General features: G+C 71.2%; 19 protein-coding genes. 5 read left to right on the top strand and 14 right to left on the bottom strand.

The genetic code is table 11. The features are described 5' to 3' along the window. Positions 1–12: 12 nt before the first annotated feature. From AQI95_RS30500 to rimP, 3 genes are all read right to left on the bottom strand, one after another. Positions 13–309, bottom strand: a complete 297-nt coding sequence (locus AQI95_RS30500) for a YlxR family protein (protein ID WP_079071552.1) — start codon at positions 307–309, stop codon at positions 13–15. A gap of 139 nt (positions 310–448) precedes the next feature. Next, on the bottom strand, positions 449–1,438 hold the full coding sequence (nusA, locus tag AQI95_RS30495; RefSeq protein ID WP_067130959.1) for a transcription termination factor NusA: 990 nt from the start codon (positions 1,436–1,438) through the stop codon (positions 449–451). A gap of 2 nt (positions 1,439–1,440) precedes the next feature. After that, complete coding sequence (gene rimP / locus AQI95_RS30490; protein WP_067130956.1) at positions 1,441–1,950, bottom strand: ribosome maturation factor RimP; 510 nt, start codon at positions 1,948–1,950, stop codon at positions 1,441–1,443. 246 nt (positions 1,951–2,196) lie between these two features. Here rimP and AQI95_RS30485 point away from each other — a divergent pair, with 246 nt between their 5' ends. The 3 genes from AQI95_RS30485 (at position 2,197) to AQI95_RS30475 (ending at position 4,171) form a co-directional block, all read left to right on the top strand. After that, positions 2,197–2,712: a hypothetical protein gene (locus AQI95_RS30485; protein ID WP_067130953.1), complete on the top strand. Its 516-nt coding sequence runs from the start codon at positions 2,197–2,199 to the stop codon at positions 2,710–2,712. Continuing rightward, positions 2,709–3,200, top strand: a complete 492-nt coding sequence (locus AQI95_RS30480; RefSeq protein ID WP_067130948.1) for a ferritin-like domain-containing protein — start codon at positions 2,709–2,711, stop codon at positions 3,198–3,200. Before AQI95_RS30485 ends, AQI95_RS30480 begins: the two co-directional genes overlap by 4 nt. Before the next feature lie 71 nt (positions 3,201–3,271). Beyond that, a complete protein-coding gene (locus tag AQI95_RS30475) occupies positions 3,272–4,171 on the top strand; it encodes an aminoglycoside phosphotransferase family protein (protein ID WP_067130945.1) in 900 nt (299 codons plus the stop codon). Between the two features lie 81 nt (positions 4,172–4,252). On the opposite strand, the gene AQI95_RS30470 is transcribed toward AQI95_RS30475, so the two are convergent. The 6 genes from AQI95_RS30470 to dxr form a co-directional block, all read right to left on the bottom strand. Further along, positions 4,253–5,956, bottom strand: a complete 1,704-nt coding sequence (locus AQI95_RS30470; protein WP_067130942.1) for a proline--tRNA ligase — start codon at positions 5,954–5,956, stop codon at positions 4,253–4,255. A 109-nt stretch (positions 5,957–6,065) separates the two neighbouring features. Continuing rightward, positions 6,066–6,596, bottom strand: coding sequence for a GNAT family N-acetyltransferase (locus AQI95_RS30465; protein WP_067130938.1), 531 nt, complete (start codon positions 6,594–6,596; stop codon positions 6,066–6,068). Between the two features lie 123 nt (positions 6,597–6,719). Beyond that, positions 6,720–7,568 (bottom strand): GNAT family N-acetyltransferase, encoded by an 849-nt coding sequence (locus tag AQI95_RS30460; protein WP_067130935.1) that lies wholly within the window; start codon positions 7,566–7,568, stop codon positions 6,720–6,722. Between the two features lie 179 nt (positions 7,569–7,747). Then, entirely contained in the window at positions 7,748–8,905 is a 1,158-nt protein-coding gene (ispG, locus tag AQI95_RS30455; RefSeq protein WP_067130932.1) for a flavodoxin-dependent (E)-4-hydroxy-3-methylbut-2-enyl-diphosphate synthase, read from the bottom strand. Between the two features lie 169 nt (positions 8,906–9,074). Continuing rightward, positions 9,075–10,364, bottom strand: coding sequence for a M50 family metallopeptidase (locus AQI95_RS30450; protein ID WP_208614307.1), 1,290 nt, complete (start codon positions 10,362–10,364; stop codon positions 9,075–9,077). 8 nt (positions 10,365–10,372) lie between these two features. After that, a complete protein-coding gene (gene dxr, locus AQI95_RS30445; protein WP_067130927.1) occupies positions 10,373–11,644 on the bottom strand; it encodes a 1-deoxy-D-xylulose-5-phosphate reductoisomerase in 1,272 nt (423 codons plus the stop codon). Positions 11,645–11,826: 182 nt separating this feature from the next. Here dxr and AQI95_RS30440 point away from each other — a divergent pair, with 182 nt between their 5' ends. Next, positions 11,827–12,285: a lamin tail domain-containing protein gene (locus AQI95_RS30440; protein ID WP_067130924.1), complete on the top strand. Its 459-nt coding sequence runs from the start codon at positions 11,827–11,829 to the stop codon at positions 12,283–12,285. A gap of 125 nt (positions 12,286–12,410) precedes the next feature. Then, positions 12,411–12,878 carry a hypothetical protein gene (locus AQI95_RS30435; protein WP_244188897.1) on the top strand — a complete coding sequence of 156 codons (468 nt, stop codon included), beginning with the start codon at positions 12,411–12,413 and terminating at the stop codon, positions 12,876–12,878. Between the two features lie 33 nt (positions 12,879–12,911). Here the strand turns inward: AQI95_RS30435 and AQI95_RS30430 are convergent, their stop codons facing one another. The 5 genes from AQI95_RS30430 to AQI95_RS30410 form a co-directional block, all read right to left on the bottom strand. Continuing rightward, complete coding sequence (locus AQI95_RS30430; RefSeq protein ID WP_067130918.1) at positions 12,912–14,849, bottom strand: acyl-CoA dehydrogenase family protein; 1,938 nt, start codon at positions 14,847–14,849, stop codon at positions 12,912–12,914. A 250-nt stretch (positions 14,850–15,099) separates the two neighbouring features. Beyond that, a complete protein-coding gene (locus AQI95_RS30425; protein WP_067130915.1) occupies positions 15,100–16,467 on the bottom strand; it encodes a S53 family peptidase in 1,368 nt (455 codons plus the stop codon). A gap of 236 nt (positions 16,468–16,703) precedes the next feature. Next, positions 16,704–18,152, bottom strand: a complete 1,449-nt coding sequence (locus tag AQI95_RS30420) for an aldehyde dehydrogenase family protein (protein ID WP_067130912.1) — start codon at positions 18,150–18,152, stop codon at positions 16,704–16,706. 245 nt (positions 18,153–18,397) lie between these two features. Continuing rightward, positions 18,398–20,053 carry a PucR family transcriptional regulator gene (locus AQI95_RS30415; protein WP_067130908.1) on the bottom strand — a complete coding sequence of 552 codons (1,656 nt, stop codon included), beginning with the start codon at positions 20,051–20,053 and terminating at the stop codon, positions 18,398–18,400. Positions 20,054–20,217: 164 nt separating this feature from the next. Beyond that, a complete protein-coding gene (locus AQI95_RS30410; protein WP_067130905.1) occupies positions 20,218–22,689 on the bottom strand; it encodes an ATP/GTP-binding protein in 2,472 nt (823 codons plus the stop codon). Between the last annotated feature and the right edge of the window lie 290 nt (positions 22,690–22,979).

Here is a 22,979-nt window from a genome sequence, read left to right as displayed (position 1 = left end):
GTACGACACGTCTTACGGTGTTGCCTGTTCGGCAACTGTCATCTGCTCGACGTGCCGGCGCAACGCCTTTGTGTCGAGCGGCCCCGGGACGCGCAGTGCCCGCGGGAACGCCCGGCGGCGTACCGCCTGGTCGAGACAGACCAGGGCGGGGTGCACATACGCACCCCGGCCGGGCAGCGTACCGCGAGGATCGGGGGCGCACGCGTCCTCGATCATCACGATCCGCAGCAGATCATTCTTGGCCGCCCGCTCCCGGCACCCCACACAGGTGCGCTCAGGGCATGCTCGGGCGTGCGTCCGGCCAGACACAGCTAAGTCTACCTCCCCGTACCGACCTCACCCTTACAGGGGAAAGATCGAACGGCTGTTGTCGTAATCCAAGCCACCCGCGGCTTGGATCTGTTCCCGGCGCCGCCCGGTCACCCGGTGCGGCCACCCGGTCACCCGGTCACTCGGCGGGCTGCTGCTCGGTGTCCGGGCGGATGTCGATGCGCCAGCCGGTGAGCCGGGCGGCGAGGCGGGCGTTCTGCCCCTCCTTGCCGATCGCGAGCGACAGCTGGTAGTCCGGCACGGTCACCCGGGCGGAGCGGGAGGCGAGGTCGACGACCTCCACCTTGCTCACCCGAGCGGGTGACAGGGCGTTCGCCACCATCTCGGCCGGGTCGTCCGACCAGTCGACGATGTCGATCTTCTCGCCGTTCAGCTCGCCCATGACATTGCGCACCCGGCCGCCCATCGGGCCGATGCAGGCGCCCTTGGCGTTCAGACCCGAACGGGTGGAGCGTACGGCGATCTTGGTGCGGTGGCCGGCCTCGCGGGCGATCGCGGCGATCTCCACCGAACCGTCGGCGATCTCCGGCACCTCCAGGGCGAAGAGCTTCTTCACCAGGTTGGGGTGCGTACGGGAGAGCGTGACGGACGGTCCGCGGACGCCCTTGGCGACGCGGACGACGTACGAGCGCAGGCGCATGCCGTGCGGATAGGTCTCGCCGGGCACCTGCTCCTGCACCGGCAGGATGGCCTCCAGCTTGCCGATGTCGACCAGCACGTTCTTCGGGTCGCGGCCCTGCTGGACCACGCCGGTGACGATGTCGCCCTCGCGGCCCGCGTACTCGCCGAGGGTCGCGTCGTCCTCGGCGTCGCGCAGCCGCTGCAGGATCACCTGCTTGGCGGTGGTGGCGGCGATCCGGCCGAAGCCGGAGGGGGTGTCGTCGAACTCGCGGGGCTCCTGGCCCTCCTCGAGGTCCTCGGGATCCTCCTTCGCCCACACGGTCACATGCCCGGTCTCCCGGTTGAGCTCCACGCGCGCGTGTCGGCGGCTTCCCTCGGTGCGATGGTAGGCGATGAGGAGGGCCGATTCGATCGCCTCGACCAGCAGGTCGAAGGAGATCTCCTTCTCCCGAACCAAGCCCCGCAGGGCGCTCATGTCGATGTCCACGGCTACGCCTCCTCCTCTTCCTTCATGTCCTTCTCGTCCTTGCGGTTGAACTCGACCTGCACACGCGCCTTGGCGATCTCCGGGAAGCCGAGTCTGCGGCTGGTCGCCTTGCGGCCCTTGACTCCGGGGACCTCGACGTCGAGACCGTCCTCGTCGGCCTTCAGGATCCGGGCGATCAGCTCGCCGCCCTCGGTGAGCTGGAACTTCACGAGCCGGTCGGTGGCGCGCACGAAGTGCCGGTGCTCGGTGAGGGCGCGCTCGGCGCCGGGGGTTCCGACCTCCAGGTCGTACGCGGCGTCGCCCATCGCGTCGGTCTCGTCGAGCCTCGCCGAGAGCGCACGGCTCACATCGGCGACGGCGTCGAGATCGGCTCCGCTGTCGGAGTCGACGACCACACGCAGCACCCGCTTGCGTCCGACGGAGTCCACGGCGATCTCTTCGAGATCCAGCCCCTGAGAGGTGACGAGCGGTTCCAGCAGCTCTCGCAGCCTCTCGCTCTGGGTGGTGCTCATCCGGGTGACTCCTCGGCCGCGTGTGCTGTTGTGGGATGGGTCGCGTGTCTGGTCAAAGGGTATCCGGTCGCAGGGAGTGTTGCGTCCTGCCTCCGGCGGCGCAGCCGCACATCGACACCGCCCCGCGTCCCTTAGGTGGGTCCACTGAGCCGGTGAGATGAACCGAAGGGGTCCGCGGGTACCGTGATCACGGCGGGCCGCCCTTCCCGCCCGTGTGTTCGTACGAGCCCCCCGAGGACGTCAGCCGTGCCGTACCCCCCACCCCTGCGCACCCCCTCGGGTCCGCGCAGAAGATCCCTGCTCGCCTCGGCCGCGGGCGCGGCCCTGCTGGTGGGCTGCTCGGCCGAACCGGACTCCGGCGGCAGCGGCGTCTCCTCGCAGACGACGCGGGCACGCGCGCGTGCGGCGCGTGACAGCCAGGGGCTGCTGCGGCGGTACGACGCCGTCCTCGCCGCGCACCCGGGGCTCGGGCAGCGGCTGCGCCCGCTGCGCGCCCAGGTCGCGGCCCATGTCCGGGCGTTCACGAGCGGTACGACGCCCACGCCCACGCCCGCGCACTCCTCTGCCTCCCCGTCCGCCGTTCGCGCCGTGCCCGCCACCGCGAAGGACGCGCTGGCCGCGCTCGCCGAGGCCGAGCGCGCCCTCGCCGACTCGCGCGCCAAGGACCTGCTGGAGGTGCCGGGCGAGCTGGCGCGGCTGCTGGCGTCGGTCGCGGCGGCCGGGGCCGCGCACGCGTACCTGCTGACGGAGGGGGCGAAGTGAGCGGCGAGGCGAAGGCGGCCGAGGTGACCGCGCTGCAGGCGGCGCTGGCGGCGGAGCACGCGGCGGTGTACGGGTACGGCGTGGTCGGCGGCCGGATCGGCGCGGCACGCCGGGCCGAGGCGCGGGCGGCGTACGACGCCCACCGGGCGCGCCGGGACACGCTGACCCGCGAGGTGCGCGATCTGGGCGGGCAGCCGGTCGCCGCGGACGCGGCGTACGCGCTCCCGTTCCCGGTGCCGGACCCGGCGGCGGCGGTACGGCTCGCCGCGCAGCTGGAGGAGCGCCTGGCCGCGGTGTACGCCGATCTGGTGCGGGCGGCGACGGGCGCGCGGCGGGGTACGGCCGCCGCGGCGCTCCGGGAGGCCGCGGTGCGCTCGATGCGCTGGAGCGGGCGGAGCGTAGCCTTCCCTGGGCTCGCCGAACGGGCCGACGAGGGGACGGGCGCGGCCGGTGCCACGCCGTCGGCCTCCGCCTCGGCGGCACCGTGACCCGGTGACCCGGCACGCGCCCGTACGGCACGACCCGGGCTGGCCCCGGACTGGAAGGAGACGACTCGCGCATGGCTTTCGAACCGCCGCAGCGCCTGGTACGGGCGCTCGGTGAGACGGCACCGGCCGGGGACGACTGGCTGGCACGGCTGCCGGCGACCGCCGAACAGGCCGTGGCCAGGCGCGAGTTGACGGTGGAGCGGGTCCAGGTGCCGGGCGGGCGCAGCAGCCTGGTGGTGCTGGTGCGCCGGGCGGACGGCACCCCGGCCGTGCTCAAGCTGGCCCCGCCCAGGGCCCGCCCGGAGAGCGAGCGGGCGGCGCTGGCGCACTGGGCCGGGCTGGGCGCCGTACAACTGCTGGAGGCCGGAGCGGAGGACGGGGTGCTGCTGCTGGAACGGCTGCACCCGGACGTGTCGGTGCGGTCGCTGCCGGAGGCGAAGGCGCTGCTGGAGGCGGCGGGGACGCTGCGCCGGCTGTGGGTCGAGCCGCCGGCGGACCATGTCTTCGAGACGGTCGCCGAGCGCACCGGGCGGCAGGCGGCGGCGATGCGGGCGGGCGCGGAGGCCGATCCCGAGGTGGCGCCGCTGGTGGACGCGGCGCTCGCGGCCCGCGAGGAGCTGGTGGCCGCGCCGCTCGAACAGCGGCTGCTGCACGGCACGTTCCGGCAGAGCAAGGTGCTGTCCGGGGAGCGGATGCCGTGGCTGGCGGTGGGTCCCGATCCGGTGCTCGGCGAGTGCGCCTTCGATCTGGCGCGGTTGGTGCGCGACCGGGTGGAGGACCTGATCGCGTCACCGTCCGGATCGGCGATCGTCCGGCGGCGCGTCAAGCGGCTCGCGGAGTCGCTCGAGGTCGATCAGGAGCGGCTGCGGGGATGGACGTTGTTCCGGGCCGTGGAGTCCGGGGTGCGGGCGCTTCGCGTGGGGCGGCCGAAGGACGGGGAGCTGCTGCTGGAGTTCGCCGGCTGGCTGTGAGAGCGAAGGGAGAAGCCCCCTGGGACCTCTGTGGGATCTCAGGGGGCTTCTCTCTGCTCTTTCACCGAGGGGCTTGCCTCGTCACGCCGTCAGGCGGGCGATCGCGTCCTCGACGGACAGCTCCTCGCGCTCGCCGCTCTTGCGGTCCTTCAGCTCCAGGACGCCCTCGCCGGAGCGGCGGCCGGCGACCAGGATCTGGGGGACGCCGATCAGCTCGGCGTCGGTGAACTTCACGCCCGGGGAGACGCCGGCCCGGTCGTCGACCAGGACGCGGACGCCCGCGGCGGCCAGCTTCTCGGCGACGTCGAGGGCCAGCTCGGTCTGCAGGGCCTTGCCGGCGGCGACGACGTGCACATCGGCCGGGGCGACCTCCCTCGGCCACACCAGGCCCTTGTCGTCGGCGGTCTGCTCGGCGAGCGCGGCGACGGCACGGGAGACACCGATGCCGTAGGAGCCCATGGTGACGCGGACGGGCTTGCCGTTCTGGCCGAGCACGTCGAGCTTGAGGGCGTCGGCGTACTTGCGGCCCAGCTGGAAGATGTGGCCGATCTCGATGGCGCGGTCCAGCTTCAGGCCGGTGCCGCACTTCGGGCAGGGGTCGCCCTCCTGCACCACGACGACGTCCACGTACGCGTCGACCTCGAAGTCACGGCCGGCGACGACGTTCTTGGCGTGCGTGTGCTCCTTGTTGGCGCCGGTGATCCAGGAGGTGCCGGGGGCCACGCGCGGGTCGGCGAGGTACGTGACCTTCTCGCCCAGGCCCTGCGGGCCGACGTAGCCGCGGACCAGGTCGGGGCGGGCGGCGAAGTCGGCCTCGGTGACCATCTCGACGGCCGCCGGGGCGAAGTGCGCCTCGACCTTGTCCAGGTCGACCTCACGGTCGCCGGGCACGCCGACGGCGACGATCTCGCCGTCCACCTTCACCAGCAGGTTCTTCAGCGTAGCGGAGGCCGGGACGCCGAGGGAGGCGGCCAGGGTCTCGATGGTCGGGGTGTCGGGGGTCGGGATCTCCTCCAGCACGGGCACGGCCGAGCCGTCCACGGGCTTCAGCGCGTAGGTGATCGCCTCGGTGTTGGCGGCGAAGTCGCAGTTCGGGCAGTCCGCGAAGGTGTCCTCGCCGGCCTCGGCCGGGGCCAGGAACTCCTCCGACTTGGAGCCGCCCATGGCGCCGGCGGTGGCGGCGCAGATGCGGTAGTCGAGGCCGAGCCGCTCGAAGATGCGCTGGTAGGCCTGGCGGTGCAGGGCGTAGGAGTGCGCGAGGCCCTCGTCCTCCAGGTCGAAGGAGTACGAGTCCTTCATCTGGAACTCGCGGCCGCGCAGGATGCCGGCGCGGGGGCGGGCCTCGTCGCGGAACTTGGTCTGGATCTGGTAGAGGATCACCGGCAGGTCCTTGTAGGACGTGCACTGGTCCTTGACGAGGAGGGTGAAGATCTCCTCGTGGGTGGGGCCGAGGAGGTAGTCGCCGCCCTTGCGGTCCTTGAGGCGGAACAGTTCCTGGCCGTACTCGTCCCAGCGGCCGGTGGCGTCGTACGGCTCGCGCGGCAGCAGGGCGGGGAGCAGCACCTCCTGGGCGCCGATGGCGTCCATCTCCTCGCGGACGATCCGCTCCACGTTGGAGAAGACCTTCTTGCCCAGCGGCAGCCAGCTCCAGATGCCGGCGGCGGTGCGGCGGACGTAGCCGGCGCGGACGAGGAGCTTGTGGCTGAGGACCTCGGCGTCCGCCGGGTCGTCGCGCAAGGTCTTCGCCATCAACTGGGACATGCGCTGGACCGGTGCGTTGGCCATGGTTCTCGTGCTCCTGCCGATGGGGGTCCCCCCGCTCGAGCCGAGCCGAGAGTGGGGGAGGGTGATGGCATAGGAGGTTAGCCGGGCTTGCTGTGCCGGTGGAAATCGGTTAACGCCTGCGCAGCGGCAGGGGGGCGCCCATCACCGCGTACGGTCGCGGCGCGCTCGGGAAGTGGACCCGGCGGGCGAGGTCGACATAGCCGAGGGAGTGGTAGAGGCCACGGGCCGGGCTGTCGGTGTCGATCGCGGAGAGGATCGAGCGGGGTTCGGCGGCGGAGTCCGTGATGGTGGTGATCAGCCGGCGCCCGATGCCGCGGTTCTGGTGGTCGGGGTGGACGTGGAGTTCGGTGATCACGAAGGAGTCGTCGAGCCAGAGGTCGTTGCCGCTCACGCGCAGGTACGGCTCCACGACCGTGGACCACCAGTGGGTACGGGAGTTGGGCATGCCGTACACGAATCCGACGAGCCTCCCGCCGGCGATCGCGCCGAGGGCCCTCGCACCCTGGTACTCCATATGGCGCTGGACGATCTGGCGGCGTACGGCCACTTCGTCCGGGCCGAGCCCGAACGCGACGGCTTGGACGGCCAAGGCCTCGTCGACATGGGCGGAGAGGTCCAGGGTGCCGATCACGAGGTCCATGCGGGGAGCGTACAGGGGGCCGACCCCGGCGAGACCGGTGCGAGGAGCGGGGGTGAGGGGCGGAGGTGAGGGGCGGCGCGACGGGGTGGACGATGCCTGTCGGGGCGCTGGAACAGCACGCTCCTAGAACAGCACGCTCATGAACGCGCCGACCTCCTGGAACCCCACGCGCCGGTACGTCCGACGGGCCGCGGTGTTGAAGTCGTTCACGTAGAGGCTGACCGCCGGGGCCACGTCGGCGAGGGCATAGCGCAGGACCGCTGCCATGCCGGGGGCCGCGAGGCCCCTCCCCCGGTACTCGGGGGCCACCCAGACGCCCTGGATCTGGCAGGCCTGGCTGGTGGCCGCGCCGATCTCCGCCTTGAAGACGACCTTGCCGTGCTCGTCGAGGCGGGCGAAGGAGCGGCCGGAGCCGACGAGTTCGGCGACGCGGGCCTGGTACAGCAGGCCGCCGTCCCCGACCAGCGGAGATACGCCGACCTCCTCGGTGAACATCGCCACGCACGCCGGCATGATCGTCTCCATCTCGTCCTTGCGGACGCGACGGACGTAGGGGTCCGGGGCGAGGTCGGCGGGCATGCGGTCGGTGACCATCAGGGGTTGGTGCGCGCGGACCTCGCGGGCGGGGCCCCAGTGCGGCTCCAGCAGGCGCCACAGCGCGGCGGTGGGTTCGGCGGGGCCGACGACGGAGGAGCAGCGGCGGCCGGCCCGGCGGGCGCGGTCGGCGAAGGCGCGGACGGCTCGGGGGGTGGCGCAGACCGGGACCAGGTTGGCGCCCGCGTAGCACAGGGACGTGAGCATGCCGTCCTCGTACCAGCCCCACATCTCGCCGCCGAGGCGCCACGGGTCGAGACCGGCGACCTGCACCCGGGAGGTCACGAAGGCGTTCGCGACCGGCTCGCGGCCGAGGACGGCGAGCGCGGCGTCTAGGTCGCTCGGTTCGAGCACCCGTGAGGTGGTCTGGGTCAACACGTGCGGGGCCTCACCCTGGGGGTTCTGCTGGTCCCGGCACTATAGCCGCGCTTGACCGGCCGTGCGCCTTCCGGCTCGGGGGCCCTCGGCCCGCGCCGGTGGCTACGGCTCGTGTGCGACCGGTCGCGCGGTTTCCCGCGCCCCTTTCGGGGCGCGCGATCCCCTCGGCGCCGGAAGAATCACTCCGAGACGGCCACCGACGGCTCGCCGGAGGCCACGCCGTCCTTCTCCATCTGCTCGGCCAGCTTCATGGCCTCCTCGATGAGGGTCTCCACGATCTTGGACTCGGGGACGGTCTTGATGACCTCGCCCTTGACGAAGATCTGGCCCTTGCCGTTGCCGGAGGCGACGCCGAGGTCGGCCTCGCGGGCCTCGCCCGGGCCGTTCACCACGCAGCCCATGACGGCGACGCGGAGGGGAACCTCCATGCCGGTCAGGCCGGCGGTGACCTCCTCGGCCAGCTTGTACACGTCGACCTGGGCGCGGCCGCAGGACGGGCAGGAGACGATCTCCAGGCCGCGCTGGCGGAGGTTGAGCGACTCCAGGATCTGGATGCCGACCTTGACCTCCTCGGCCGGCGGGGCCGACAGGGAGACGCGGATGGTGTCGCCGATGCCCTGGGAGAGCAGGGCGCCGAAGGCCACGGCCGACTTGATCGTGCCCTGGAACGCCGGGCCGGCCTCCGTCACACCGAGGTGGAGCGGGTAGTCGCACGCCTCGGCGAGCTGGCGGTAGGCCTCGATCATGACGACCGGGTCGTTGTGCTTGACGGAGATCTTGATGTCGCGGAAGTCGTGCTCCTCGAAGAGGGACGCCTCCCACAGAGCCGACTCGACCAGCGCCTCCGGGGTCGCCTTGCCGTACTTCTGGAGCAGGCGGCGGTCGAGGGAGCCGGCGTTGACGCCGATGCGGATCGGGGTGCCGTGGTCCTTGGCGGCCTTGGCGATCTCCCTGACCTTGTCGTCGAACTGCTTGATGTTGCCGGGGTTGACGCGGACCGCGGCGCAGCCGGCCTCGATGGCGGCGAAGACGTACTTGGGCTGGAAGTGGATGTCGGCGATGACCGGGATCTGGGACTTGCGCGCGATGGTCGCGAGGGCGTCGGCGTCGTCCTGGGTGGGGCAGGCCACGCGGACGATCTGGCAGCCGGACGCGGTCAGCTCGGCGATCTGCTGGAGGGTGGCGCCGATGTCGGACGTACGGGTCGTGGTCATCGACTGGACCGAGACGGGCGCGTCTCCGCCTACCGCCACGCTTCCGACCTGGATCTGCCGGCTCTTCCGGCGCTCGGCGAGCTTGGTCGGAACGGACGGCATGCCGAGAGAAATCGCAGTCATCTGCTGTGCAACCCCAAGTCGTGGATCTAGGTCCGGTCCCGCGGGCGGGCGGGTTCCAGGCTTCGAGATTACGGCACAGGCCTTGGCCCGAGCACACCCAGCCCGTAAACCCACCCGATGGAGGGCGGCCCGCGACACAGGGTCGCGGGCCGCCTCGAACATCGGATGGCTAGGAGATTTTCACCGGGTTAACCACGTCCGCGATCAGCACCAGGATGGTGAAGCAGACGAAGATCCCGGCCACCACGTACGCCACCGGCATCAGCTTCGCCACGTCGAACGGACCGGGGTCCGGGCGGCGCAGCACCCGGGCCACGTTCCGCCGCAGCGCCTCCCACAGGGCGCCCGCGATGTGCCCGCCGTCGAGCGGGAGCAGCGGGAGCATGTTGAACAGGAACAGGGAGAGGTTGAAGCCGGCGAGCAGCATCACGAACATCGCCACCTGCTGGGAGGCGGGGATGTCGAGGGTGGCGATGTCGCCGGTGATGCGGGCCGCGCCGACGATGCCGATCGGGGAGTCCGGCTGGCGCGGGGCGTTGCCGAAGGCCGAGTCCCACAGGGCCGGGATCTTGGCGGGCAGGGCGGCGAGGGAGTCGACGGCGTCGCCGACCCGGTCGGTCATCCAGGTCACTGACTGGCCGAAGTCCTGGTGGACGACGCCGGTGGCGGAGCTGAAGCCGAGGAAGCCGGCCTCGACGTAGCCCGGGACGTACTGCCCGGCGGCGTCCTTCTTGGCGACCTTGTTGGTGGTGATCGTGGGGTGCAGGGTCAGCTCCTGGCCCTTGCGGTCGACGACGATCGCGACCGTCTTGCCGGCGCTGTCCCGGATGAGGTCCGAGAGGGTGTTCCAGTCGGACGTGCGCTTGCCGTCGAAGGAGACGATCTTGTCGCCCGCCTTCAGGCCGGCCTTCTGCGCCGGGGAGACCGGGTCGGACTTCTTGCAGGTGTCCCGGTGCTCGGTCTGCGCGATGGAGCAGGGCGAGACGGAGGCGACCGTGGTGGTCTGCTGCTGGATGCCGAAGCCCATGAGCACGGTGAAGAACAGGGCGATCGCGAGGATCAGGTTCATGAACGGGCCCGCGAACATGACGATGACCCGTTTCCACGGCTTGCGCGTGTAGAACATGCGCGTCTCGTCGCCGGGCTGCAGTTCCTCGAAGGCCGCCGAGCGGGCGTCCTCGATCATGCCGCGCCACGGGGAGGTGGAGCGGGCAGAGACCCGGCCCTGGTCGTCGGGCGGGAACATCCCGATCATGCGGATGTAGCCGCCGAGCGGGACCGCCTTGACGCCGTACTCGGTCTCGCCCTTCTTGCGCGACCAGATGGTCGGGCCGAAGCCGACCATGTACTGCGGGACGCGGATGCCGAAGAGCTTGGCCGTCGACAGGTGCCCCAGCTCGTGCCAGGCGATCGAGACGAGCAGGCCGACCGCGAAGACCACTATGCCGAGGATGAACATCAAGGTCGTCATGCACGCGCCTCCGCGGTCGCCGTCGTGGCAGTCAGTTCACGGGCCCGGGCACGGGCCCAGGTCTCCGCTTCGAGGACGTCCGACACCGTGAGTGAAGTTCCCGTCCGCGGGGTGCCGTGCTCCTCGACGACCCGGGTGACGGTCTCCATGATCCCGTTGAAGGGCAGCGCACCGGCCAGGAAGGCCTCGACGCACTCCTCGTTGGCCGCATTGAACACCGCCGGGGCGGTCCCCGCGAGCTGCCCCACGTGCCGGGCGAGGTTCACCGAGGGGAAGGCCTCGTTGTCCAGCGGGAAGAACTCCCAGGTGGAGGCCTTGTCCCAGGCGAAGGCGGGCGCGGCGTCGGGGACTCGTTCGGGCCAGCCCAGACCGATGGCGATGGGCCCGCGCATGTCGGGGGGCGTCGCCTGGGCGATCGTGGATCCGTCGGTGAACTCGACCATCGAGTGGACATACGACTGGGGATGCACGACCACCTCAATGCGGTCGAAGGGAATGTCGTAGAGGAGGTGTGCCTCGATGACCTCCAGGCCCTTGTTGACGAGGGTCGCGGAGTTGATGGTGATGACCGGGCCCATCGCCCAGGTGGGGTGGGCGAGGGCGTCCTCGACGGTGACGTCCGCCAGCTCGGCCTTGCTCCGGCCGCGGAAGGGGCCGCCGGAGGCGGTGACGACCAGCTTGCGCACATCGGCGCGGGTGCCGGCGGCGAGGGCCTGGAAGAGGGCGGCGTGCTCGGAGTCGACCGGGATGATCTGGCCGGGCTTGGCCAGCTCCTTGACCAGCGGGCCGCCCACGATCAGCGACTCCTTGTTGGCGAGCGCGAGGGTGCGGCCCGCGCCCAGGGCGGCGAGGGTGGGCGCGAGGCCGATGGAGCCGGTGATGCCGTTCAGCACCGTGTGACAGGTGGAGGCGGCGACCTGGGTGGCCGCGTCCGGTCCGGCGAGGATCTCGGGCAGCGCCTCCCCGGATCCGTACTCGGCGGCGAGTGCCTCGCGCAGGGCCGGTACGGCGTCCTCGCGGGCGACCGCCACGGTGCGCGCCCGCAGCCGGTGCGCCTGCTCGGCCAGGAGGGCGACCCGGCCGCCGTTCGCGGACAGGGCGGTGACCCGGAAGCGGTCGGGGTGGCGCAGCACGAGGTCGATGGCCTGGGTGCCGATGGATCCGGTGGAGCCGAGGATCACCACGTCCTTGGGGCCGTCGCCGGCGACGGGATCGTAGACGAGGTGCGGATCGGCGAGGGGTGCCGGATGGGCGGGGCTGTCGGTCATCCCCCCATTGTTGCCGCAAGCGGCGGCCGTCAGGACAGGGCGTCCCCCCGGGCGGGTGCCTCAGCAGGTTTCGTCGCCGAATGGAGCGATTTCCCCGATGTGAAGTATCAGTGAAGATCGTGTGATAGCACTTCAGTCGCAACGCTTCGCCACACTGGACGACATCCTGGGGGGATCTCTCCATGCCTGTTGTGCGCATACGCGCCGCCCTGCCCGCGCTCGCCGGCGCGGCCCTGCTCACCGGCACCCTGCTCGGCACCCCGGCCCAGGCGGCCGGGGGCGTGCAGATCCACCATGTCTGGTTCGACAGCCCGGGCAGCGACAACCGCTCCAACGCGAGCCTCAACGCCGAGTGGGTGCAGATCAGGAACACCGGCGGCTCGGCCGTCCCGCTCAAGGGCTGGGTGCTGAAGGACGCCTCGAACCACAGGTACGTCTTCCCGAACGTCACGATCGGCGCAGGGAAGTACCTGAAGATCCACACCGGCCGCGGCTCGGACACCGCGTCGGACAAGTACCAGGGCCGCAGCGCCTACGTCTGGAACAACGACAAGGACACCGCCACCCTCACCAGGGCGAGCGGCGCCAAGGTCGACTCCTGCTCGTGGACCACGCGGGACCCGAGCGACACGTACTGCTGAGGGCAAGCCACCCTGAGGACAAGTCCTGCGGAAAACGCGCGCTTTCAGCCGCTGCTCATGGCATCCTTCCGTAGGCGCCCGCAAGGAGGGCCACAAATGGGGGAGGAATCACCACTGTGAACCGTATGCGTACGACCGCGACCGTCCTCGCGACGGCCGGTCTTCTGACCGCCGCTCAGCTCGGTCTCGCCGGGGGCGCGTTCGCCGCCACCCAGGCGCCGCAGAGCTCCGGCTGCCCGCTCAACCTGGTCTACCCGAGCAGCTTCTACGTCGACTCGCACGGCTGGGTGACCAACGGCGGCCTCTACTTCGGCATCAAGAACAAGAGCACGACGAAGAGCTTCAAGAAAGTCAGCTTCACCGTCACGGACGTCCAGAACATCCGTTTCGGCTCGGCCAGGGCCACGGGTGGCAAGGTCACCCACAAGACGTCGAAGACGGTGACCGTGTACACGGGCTCGCTGAACAAGAAGGCGAGCCTCGGGGTGAAGGTGCAGACGCATCTGCTCAACACCCACAGCTACAAGGTGAAGTTCACCCTGCACGGCTCGGGCTGGACCTGCGCCGTGAACCAGGGCACCTGGGGCAACTGACCCCAGGCGCCCGGCCGGAGCGGCCTTGAGGGTTCAGTCGCCGAAGGGGCGGCGCTCGTTCTCCCGCGCGGACGGTCCGGGGGTCGCGTCAGCGATCCACGGGCCGTCCCCGGACGGATCGACGATGCCTTCCTCCAGCCAGGTGTAGGACCCGCCCAGAACGCCCTTGACCACCTTCCGGTCGACAGTGTCGGTGTTGGTCCACAGCCGACCGAAGAGTTCCTCGATCCGGACGCGGGCCTGCCGGCAGAAGGCGTCGGCCAGCTGGTAGGCCTCGCGGCCGTGTTCACCCCGGCCGCGCAGCAGTTCGGCCCGGACGCAGGCCGCGCTCATCGCGAACAGCTCGGCGCCGATGTCCACGATCCGCCCGAGGAAGCCCTGCTTGGTCTCCATCCGGCCCTGCCAGCGGGACATGGCGTAGAAGGTGGAGCGGGCCAGCTTGCGGGCGGTGCGCTCGACGTAGCGCAGATGCCCGGACAGATCGACACCGTTCTTGAACGCGCCGTAGGACATGGGCAGTTGACCCGGTCCGGCGACCAGCTTCGGCAGCCACTTGGCGTAGAAGACGCCCGCGCTCGCGCCCGCCTTCGCCTTGTCGGACAGGGACTTGTCGGGGTCGATGAGGTCACCGGCGACCGAGAGGTGGGCGTCGACGGCCTCGCGGGCGATCAGCAGGTGCATGATCTCCGTCGAGCCCTCGAAGATGCGGTTGATGCGCAGATCGCGCAGCATCTGCTCGGCCGGGACGGCCCGTTCGCCGCGCGCCTTCAGCGACTCGGCGGTCTCGTAGCCGCGGCCGCCGCGGATCTGGACCAGTTCGTCGGCCATCTTCCAGGCCATCTCGGAGCCGTAGAGCTTGGCGAGGGCGGCCTCGATACGGATGTCGTTGCGGTCCTCGTCGGCCATCTGGGAGGACAGGTCGAGGACGGCTTCCAGGGCGAAGGTGGTGGCCGCGATGAAGCTGATCTTGGAGCCGACGGCCTCGTGCAGCGCCACCGGCTTGCCCCACTGCTCGCGCTCCGCCGACCATTCACGGGCGATCTTCAGACACCACTTGCCGCTGCCCGCGCACATCGCGGGCAGCGAGAGCCGGCCCGTGTTGAGAGTGGTCAGCGCGATCTTCAGGCCGGCGCCCTCGGGGCCGATGCGGTGGGCGGCGGGCACCCGGACCTGGTGGAAGCGGGTGACGCCGTTCTCGATGCCGCGCAGGCCCATGAAGGCGTTGCGGTGCTCGACGGTGATGCCCTGCGAGGCCGCCTCCACCACGAACGCGGTGATGCCGCCCTTGTGCCCCTCGGACTTCGGCACCCGCGCCATGACGACGAGCAGATCGGCGACCACCCCGTTGGTGGTCCACAGCTTCACCCCGTCGAGGAGGTAGTCCTCCCCGTCCGGTACGGCCGTGGTGGCGAGCCGTGCCGGGTCGGAGCCGACGTCCGGCTCGGTGAGCAGGAAGGCGGAGATGTCGGTGCGGGCGCAGCGCGGCAGGAAGGCGTCCTTCTGCTCCTGGGTGCCGAACATCTTCAGCGGCTGCGGGACACCGATCGACTGGTGGGCGGAGAGCAGCGCGCCGACGGCGGGGCTCACGGAGCCGACCAGGGCGAGGGCCTTGTTGTAGTAGAGCTGGGTGAGGCCGAGACCGCCGTACTTGGGGTCGATCTTCATGCCGAGCGCGCCGAGTTCCTTCAGGCCCGCCACGACCTCGTCCGGGATGCGGGCCTCGCGCTCGATACGGGCCCCGTCGACCGTCGTCTCGCAGAACGCGCGCAGCTCGGCGAGGAACTCCTCACCGCGCTGCACGGACTCGTCGTCGGGGAGCGGGTGGGGATGGATGAGGTCGAGCCGGAAGCGTCCCAGGAACAGTTCCTTGGCGAAGCTGGGCTTGCGCCAGTCCTGTTCCCGGGCGGCCTCCGCCACCTGGCGTGCCTCGCGCTCGGTGACGGTGGTGCGTGAAGTGGTGGGGGCGGACATGAGGCTCACCTCGCCGCGAAGAGGGATGATTGCGGACCGTTCGTTACCGACCAGTGCTACTGGATCGTTGGTACCCGAAACGGGCCGACCCCACCACCCCTCGCGCGTCCATCCGGCCGAAAGGGCCGCCGGAGCGCCGGGCCGCGTGACAGCGGTCCCCATGAAGCGGCGAGTGGGATTCCGTGCGTCCGGACATGCGAAACGGCCCGGGTCGGGGACCCGGGCCGTTCGGTGCGCGCTACCGCGATCGTCAGCCGTGGCTCGCCTTGGCGAGCGCCTGGACGAGGCGGAGGGCGTCCAGGGTGCCCACGCCGGTGGCCATGTCGTAGCCGTTGACGGCCTTGTAGCCCTTGACGCCTTCGTAGCTGTTGTCCGTGCCGTCGTTGACGTCGACGACGCCCGGGTTCTTCTGCTTCAGCAGGGTGTACAGGGCCTGGTTGATGTCACCGAGGCGGTGGCCGGCCGCCTGGTCGGCGAGGGCCACGATGCCCGAGAAGAGCGGGCTGGCCTCGCTGGTGCCGCCGGAGACGTCCCAGCCGGTGGCGGTCGGGTCGTAGCTGGAGTACACCCAGGCACCGCCGTTGACCGCGGCGGCCATCGAGATGTCCGGGGTGGCGCGGCGGCTGCCGACGACGTTCTTCACGCCGTCCTGGAAGGACGGGCGGGTGAACACGTGGGACTGACCGCCGCCGCCCGCGCCGTAGTCGTTGTAGACGCTGTCCGGCTTGACGCGCTGGCCCTTGTCGTTCAGGTGGAGCTGGGTGCCGCCGATGGAGGTGACCAACGGGTCGGAGGACGGCCAGGAGTTGACGGGCTTGTTGTAGTACGTCTTGCCGTCCGCCTTCATGTCGGTGACGCCGCCGTCACCGGAGGAGGCGAGGACCGTCACGTGCCTGCGCTTGGCGTCCTCGAAGGCGTACCGCAGCTTCTTGATGCTGGAGAAGTCGCCCTTGTCGAAGCCGGGGAAGGTGTTCTCGGTGGCACCGAAGCTCTGGCTGATGACGTCGCCGACACCTTGGTCGATCAGGTGCTTCTCGGCGGACATCATCTCCGGCAGACCGGTGGTGCCCTCGGTCTCGGCGACCGCCGTCTCCACCAGCACGATCTTGGCGCCCGGCGCGACCGCGTGCGCCATCTCGACGTCCAGCGTGGTCTCACCGGCCCAGCCGGTCATGTCGGAGTTCTTGGGGTCGAAGGGCGGCACATGGCCCCACTTGACGACCTTGACCTTGGTGCTGGGCAGCCCGAACTGCTTGCTGTAGACGTCCAGATCGTGCTGGACGGTCGGGGAACCGAAGGAGTCGACGATGACGATCGTCCGGCCCTTGCCCGTGATCCCCTTCTTGTACAGGGGGTTCAGGTCGTACGCGGTGCGGTACTGCAGCGGGTTGTAGCAGTTGATGTGCCACTTGGCCTGGCACTGCGCGATGGGGAGGGGGCTGGCCACACCGTGGACCAGGTTGTGCCCCGCGATGGCCGGTGCCGCGAAGGTGTGCGGTACGCCGGCGGGCGCGGCGGTGGTCGCGCCGGCCTGGGAGGTGGCCGCCAGTGCGGCGGCGACGAACGCGGCGGTAGCGGCGGACGCCGCGACGCCGCGCCCGGTACGGGCTATGTGCATGTGGTCCCCTGAGTGCTCCTGTGACGTCCTGAGCAGGGATGAACCCGCGTCGGACGAACTGGTCAGGCGCATCTCATCGGGTGAGTCATGGACAGATCAAGACTTAGGGCAGGACTCTTGAACCGCCGATATCGAATCCTTTACCAGGAACCGGCGAACAAGCGGCGAAAGAGGAAACGGCCGCAGCCCCCGCACAGTGGGCTGCGGCCGTTTCCGGCTGACCTGTCCGTGGCAGGTCAGAGCGCGAGGCCGGTCAGGACAAGCACGCGCTCGTATGTGTAGTCGTCCATCGCGAACTTGACGCCCTCACGGCCCACGCCGGACTGCTTGGCGCCGCCGTACGGCATCTGGTCGGCGCGGTAGGACGGGACGTCCCCGACGACCACGCCGCCGACCTCGAGGGCGCGGTGGGCGCGGAAGGCGACCTGGAGGTCGTGGGTGAACACGCCGGCCTGGAGGCCGTACTTGGACTCGTTGACCGCGGCGAACGCCTCGGCCTCGCCGTCCACCTTCTGCACGGTGAGGACGGGCCCGAAGACCTCCTCGCGAGAGATCGTCGCGTCCGCCGGTACGTCGGTGAGGACGGTCGGCGCGTAGGAGGCGCCGTCGCGGTCACCGCCGGTGAGAAGCGTGGCACCGGCCTCGACCGCCTCCTTCACCCAGGACTCCACGCGCTTGGCGGCGTCCTCGCTGACCAGCGGGCCGACGTCCGTCTTGGCGTCGGACGGGTCACCGGTGGCCTGGGCCTCGACGGCGGCGACGATGCGCGGCAGCAGCCGGTCGTACACGGACGCGTCCGCGATGACGCGCTGCACGGAGATGCAGGACTGGCCGCCCTGGTAGTTGGAGAAGGTCGCGATGCGCGTCGCGGCCCAGTCCAGGTCGGCGTCGGAGGCGTAGTCCCCGAGGACCACGGCCGCGCCGTTGCCGCCCAGCTCCAGCGTGCAGTGCTTGCGCGGCACCGAGTCCATGATCGCGTAGCCGACCTTCTCGGAACCGGTGAAGGAGATGACCGGCAGCCGCTCGTCCTGGACGAGGGCGGGCATCTTGTCGTTGGCGACCGGGAGGATGCTCCAGGAGCCGGCCGGGAGGCCCTCGGTCTCGGCGAGCAGGTCACCGATGACCAGACCGGAGAGCGGGGTGGCGGGCGCCGGCTTGAGGATGATCGGCACGCCGGCCGCGATCGCCGGGGCGATCTTGTGGGCGCACAGGTTGAGCGGGAAGTTGAACGGCGCGATGCCGAGCACGACGCCCTTGGAGAAGCGCCGGGTCAGGGCGAGACGCCCCTGCCCGCCGAGGTCGGTGTCGAGCCGCTGGGCCTCACCGCCGTTGAACCGGCGGGCCTCCTCGGCGGCGAACCGGAACACGGAGACGGCACGGCCGACCTCTCCTCGGGCCCACTTGATGGGCTTGCCGTTCTCGGCGGAGATCAGCTGGGCTATCTCCTCGGTGCGCTCGACCAGCCGCCTGCTGACGTGGTCGAGCGCGGCGGCCCGCACGTGCGCCGGGGTGGCGGCGAACTCGTCCCGCACGGCGTACGCGGCGGCCACGGCCTCCTCGACCTGGGCGTCGGTCGGCACGCCGACCGTGCCGACGAGCCGGCCGTCCCACGGGGAGGTGACGTCGAAGGTGTCCTCGCCGGTGACCTGGCGGCCGGCGAGCCAGAAGGCGTGGGTGGCCCCCACAGTCTTTTCCTGGGGCATGTGCGAGTCCCGGCCCTTCCGCGTAGGAGGTGTGCTTGGCTTTCGTGGTCCACGGTAGGGCGCGGGCCGCCGGGGGTCGCTTGTCCGAGTCGTAGCAGTCGGGCCGAGGGGTACGCCGGAATGGCGCGGTCCCCTCGGACGGCCGGGGTGCCGGAGGGCACCTGAGGCCCCTGGAGGCTGCTGAAGGCCGCTGGAGGCCCGGCCGTCCCGGCCGCCCCCGAGGGCGTTCACTCCGTGGATGTCGCCTTAAGAGCCAGCCACAGCTCCATCCGTACGTCGGGATCGTCCAGCGACCGCCCCAGGATCTCCTCGACCCGCCGCATCCGATACCGCAGCGTGTGCCGGTGCACGCCCAGGTCCGCGGCGGCCGCGTCCCACTGGCCGTGCCGCGACAGCCACGCCCGCAGCGAGGCGACCAGATCCCCCCGCCCGGTCGCGTCGTGCTCGTGCAGCGCCCGCAGCAACCCGTCGGCGAACGCCTTCACCGCGTCGTCGGCCAGCAGCGGCAGTACGGACCCCGCGGCCAGCTGCTCGTGCTCCACCAGCACCCGGCCCCGCCGCCGCGCCACCGACAGCGCCTGCTCGGCCTGCTTGTAGGCGGCGGCCGCGGCGATCGGCCCGGCCGGCGCCGACAACCCCACGACCAGTTCCTCCTCGTCGCCCCCGGCCTGCTCGGGCGCCGCCCGCGCCGCCTCGACCGCCGCCGCGTACTGCGTGCCGGCGGCCACCGCCGCGCCCCCGTCTGCGGCGAGCACCACCAGCCGCTCCCCCTCGGGCACGACCAGCACGGCCTCCCCGGAGCGCGCGGCGGCGGCCTCCACGCCCTCGGCGAGCCCGCCCAGCGGATCACCACCGGTGTCGGCGACGAGGGCGGCGCCCCCGGACACCGAGGTGGCGACGTGGCCGTGGGCGTCCGCGTGCGCCCGGGCGGCGGATCCGGACACCGATTCGGCGACGATCACCCGGAACGGCGCGTCGAGCAGGCCGCCGTACAGGTCCCCGGCGACGGCCCGGGCGTGATCGGGCTCCCCGGCGAGCAGCATGCGCAGCACGGCCGCGCCGATGCGCTGTTCGGCCTCGTACAGGGAGCGGGAGCGTTCGGTGGTGAGGGTGAGCAGGGCGATCGCGGAGTGCACGGCGTACCGCTCGGCGGTGCCGAGGGCGGCGGCGGTACCGACGGCGAGGGCGGCCCTCGGCCGCCTCCCCGTCCCCAGGGAATGCAGCTCGACCCGGTCCTCGTGGTCGGGCCCGCCGACCACGGAGGAGGCCGGGGCGGGCCGTTCCCGCAGCCGTTCGACGTCGGCGGTGAGCCGGGCGGCGCGGCGGCCGGCCCACTCGGGCGCGGCGGCGACGACGGCGCCCGAGGCGTCGTACAGGGCGGCCCATCCGTCGACCTGGGCGGCGAGTGCGCCGAGGAGCCCCTCGGGTCCGGCGTTCAGGGCCTGCTTGGTCAGCTCGCGCTGCGCGGCGAAGCCGGCGGTGACGGCGCGGTACTGGTCGGCGGCGATGGCGGCGGAGACGGCCTTGCTGATGGCGAGGAAGGGGGTGCGGCGGGGCACCTCCAGCAGGGGCAGCCCCTCCTGCTCGGCGGCCTCGACCAGGGCCTCGGGAATCTGCTCGTAGTTCACCCCGACGGCGAACCCGAGTCCGACGACACCGGCCCCCACCAGCCGTTTCACATACCGCCGCATGGCCTCCCGATCCTCCGCGTCCAGCTTCAGGGCGGTGATCAGCAGCAGCTCGCCACCCTCCATGTAGGGCACGGGGTCGGCCAGCTCGCTGACATGGGCCCAGCGGACGGGGACGTCGAGACGGTCCTCGCCCGCGCGCACGGTCAGCTTCAGCGCGGAGTGGTGGACCAGCGAGGCGAGGGTCGGGGGCATGGGGCCTTCACGGGAGGGAAGTCGGCGAGAGGACTCGGCGCGATCCGGATGATCCTGGCGATCCGGATGACCTGGTGATCCGGACGATCTAGGTGATCCTTTGGCCGAACCGTATGAACGACCTAGACCGATTCTGCCTCACCGTACGGTCCTCGTCCCGCCCCTCACCCCCTCAGATCCACCAACAACGGCGGCGCGTGCTCCCCCCGCACACTCGTCAACGACAACACCGCATGCCCGGCCGGCACCCCATGAGCCAACTCGGAAGCCGACCACCGCTCCCGCTCGACCTGGCGGACGGTGACGGCCTCGGTCGTCACCGCCTTGCCAGTCACGAGCTTGCGCAGGGAGTGGATCGCGCGCGTCATCGGCTGATCCGCGAAGACGGTGTGCTGGGCCACGTCCCGGGTCTCGACCCACTGCGTGCCCCAAGCGTCCGCGAACCTGCCGCCGTCCCACGTGGTCACGCCGGAGAACGCCATACGGCAGCCGACAGCCGCGTACAGCGGCCCGTGCAACGCCTCGGGGACGTCGCCCACCGTACGCAGGGCGAGCACCACGCCCGCGTTGCGGGAGCGTAGACGCTGAATGCGGCGGACTGACTCCGCCGTCACCCCGCCGGTGGCGTCGTCCAGGACGAGGCAGGTGAAATGGGTCCGCTGCTCACCCGCCGACGCCACGGCGCCGAACTGAGCAAGCAGAAGCCGGGTGACGATGCGGGACGCCTCTTCGTGTCCACGGTCGGGCAGGTCGATACGGACCCGCAGCGGATGGTGGGCGATGGCGCGCAGCGAGAACGGCCGAGTGCTCCCGCCGCCCCCGCCGAAGAATTCGGCGAACGCTGGCCGGTCCAGTACGGCGATACGATCGGCGAGGACCGGTCCGGGATCGCCAGCGGTGCCGAACTGCCGGGCACGCGCATCGAGTTCGCGACGCTGGGCTGCGTACTCGTCCCCGTCGAGCGCACCACGTAGCGCTTCCAGGGCCGAAGTCTCGCCTTCCAGGAGTTCACGCAGCGCGGGCAGAGTCGGAAAGCCTCCGTAGGCCGCACGGTAGGGTCCGAGGAGCTGGGCGAGCGCAGTAGCGGCCCGCTGAGCGCCCACCGTGTCCAGGTCGCCGGCCAGCCCCTCCGCCAAGAAGGCAGCCGCCTCGTCGGGGTCGTCGGAGTCCGCGTACGGGTCGATGTCGTGCACGGACACCGGGTCGCCGAGACGTACGACCACGTCGTAGGCCGAGTCGGGTCCGAGAGGGGTGCCGGCTGCGCACACGGCGACGACGGCGCATTGTCCGGCGAGCGCCTGCAGACCGAGCGACTCGACGACGGGCTGGATCACATGGCGGGTCTTGCCGGTGCCTGAGGGCCCGACGGCCAGCAGCGAGGTGCCCAGGGTGTCCGGCGAGAGAGCCGCCCCGGCGCCGCCGTAGGCGTGCGGGGTGCGATCCCCGGCCACCCATTGCCCGATGCGCACCTGCCCGGCTAGCAGATCGTGCCGGGCAGCCCGGGTGGGCAGGTCGCGCGCGCCAGACGGATGGGTCCAGGCAGCGCCGCCCTGGCGCAGCACCATGTCGGTGAAGGAGGAGAGCCGGGCCTGGCCGCGCGCCACGGTCCACATGTGCCCGACCCTGGTGCAGTCCACGTCGTTCATCCGGCCTGCGTGCACCTCGGCGGAGAGCACGTCCGCCGCCTGATGTTGACCGGCCTCGCGCAGTTCGGGCCACTGCGACGGCCGCCGGTCGACGGCCGGCTGCACGGCCTCGGCCGTCCTGCCCCTCACCCGCGGAGCGAGCGCCTCCTTCACCAGGGGCCACCAGCCGCCGATCCGGGCGAAGGGCCACAGCACCAGCAGGGTGATGAGCGCGTACAGCCCGTCCGTGAGCGACTTCGACGCGAACACGCCGTAGTCGCCGCCGTTGATCAGGATGATCAGGGAGAACAACGGATCCTGCACGGGCAGGGCGTCCCAGCCGAGACCGAACGTGCCCGGGAAGACGAAGGCCAGCACGGTCAGGGCACAGAGGGCGGCGATGAGGGCTCGAGCGGGCTGTTCGCGTCGGGTGACGAAGTGCCGGATGACATCGGACCAGCTGCCCAGTCGCGCCATGGCGTAGACGAGGATCGCGAAGAAGACACCGTCGGCGACTGTCTTGGCCTCGGCACCCTGGTAGCCCTTCGGAGACACGGTGCCGCCCCACCACCAGTCGTCGGGCGTGAGCAGCTTGAGGGCGGCCCACTGATAGGGGAGGCTGCCGTGCCGCCACAGTGACCACAGGAGCAGTCCCGCCACCAGTGGGACAACGAAGCCTACGATGGTGACAGGGGCCAGGCGACGGCTCTGACGTGCTTCCTTGGGCAGGCTGTAGCCGTAGCGCCAGATACCTGGCTCGACCGTCGGGCGAGGCTGGTCGAGCCAGTCGGCGACTGGTGAGCCGGGATGCGACGGATGGGGCGCGAACCGGGGCTGTGCTGCCGACGGCGGCATGTCCGGCGACCGCGTCGGCCGTGGCGGCACAGCGGAGGTCTCGTACGGCCCCGCCGTGCCGCTGTACGGCGCTGCGGGCGCGTCCGTCGGCTCCGCCGGCCGCGGCACGGGGTGAGCATGTGTGCCCCGCGCGTCCTGCGTTCCGTCGCTGTCCATCGGCCTTGCCCCCTGACCAGCTGTTCCATGCACCATCAGCGAGTCAATCTAGTGCCCTCACAGGAGGAGTTCAGCGATTGCGCGGCAGGGCGCGCAATGTGATGCGCACACGCCGCCATGTCACCCTCACGGTTCCTCTATGTCCACTCCGGACAACCGCTCTCCCCGACAACGCCCACATGGAGCATGCCCACCCCCCGTCCCCGGCCCTAGCCTGCGAAGAAAGACAGGTATGCGGCCGAAATGCCACCGCCCGGAATCGTCCGGGACCGCCCGGTACGCAAGATCAT

The sequence above is a fragment of the Streptomyces yokosukanensis genome, from assembly GCF_001514035.1.
Taxonomy (GTDB): domain Bacteria; phylum Actinomycetota; class Actinomycetes; order Streptomycetales; family Streptomycetaceae; genus Streptomyces; species Streptomyces yokosukanensis.
Note: the sequence above shows the minus strand (reverse complement) of the source record. Positions and strands in the feature narration are given on the sequence as shown.

Bases quoted from the DNA above. Each gene is read 5' to 3' on its own strand.
- rimP (WP_067130956.1), bottom strand. From the start codon at position 1,950: ATGAGCACCACCCAGAGCGAGAGGCTGCGAGAGCTGCTGGAACCGCTC.
- AQI95_RS30475 (WP_067130945.1), top strand. From the start codon at position 3,272: ATGGCTTTCGAACCGCCGCAGCGCCTGGTACGGGCGCTCGGTGAGACG.
- AQI95_RS30470 (WP_067130942.1), bottom strand. From the start codon at position 5,956: ATGGCCAACGCACCGGTCCAGCGCATGTCCCAGTTGATGGCGAAGACC.
- AQI95_RS30465 (WP_067130938.1), bottom strand. From the start codon at position 6,596: ATGGACCTCGTGATCGGCACCCTGGACCTCTCCGCCCATGTCGACGAG.
- ispG (WP_067130932.1), bottom strand. From the start codon at position 8,905: ATGACTGCGATTTCTCTCGGCATGCCGTCCGTTCCGACCAAGCTCGCC.
- AQI95_RS30450 (WP_208614307.1), bottom strand. From the start codon at position 10,364: ATGTTCATCCTCGGCATAGTGGTCTTCGCGGTCGGCCTGCTCGTCTCG.
- dxr (WP_067130927.1), bottom strand. From the start codon at position 11,644: ATGACCGACAGCCCCGCCCATCCGGCACCCCTCGCCGATCCGCACCTC.
- AQI95_RS30440 (WP_067130924.1), top strand. From the start codon at position 11,827: ATGCCTGTTGTGCGCATACGCGCCGCCCTGCCCGCGCTCGCCGGCGCG.
- AQI95_RS30435 (WP_244188897.1), top strand. From the start codon at position 12,411: ATGCGTACGACCGCGACCGTCCTCGCGACGGCCGGTCTTCTGACCGCC.
- AQI95_RS30430 (WP_067130918.1), bottom strand. From the start codon at position 14,849: ATGTCCGCCCCCACCACTTCACGCACCACCGTCACCGAGCGCGAGGCA.
- AQI95_RS30425 (WP_067130915.1), bottom strand. From the start codon at position 16,467: ATGCACATAGCCCGTACCGGGCGCGGCGTCGCGGCGTCCGCCGCTACC.
- AQI95_RS30415 (WP_067130908.1), bottom strand. From the start codon at position 20,053: ATGCCCCCGACCCTCGCCTCGCTGGTCCACCACTCCGCGCTGAAGCTG.
- AQI95_RS30410 (WP_067130905.1), bottom strand. From the start codon at position 22,689: ATGGACAGCGACGGAACGCAGGACGCGCGGGGCACACATGCTCACCCC.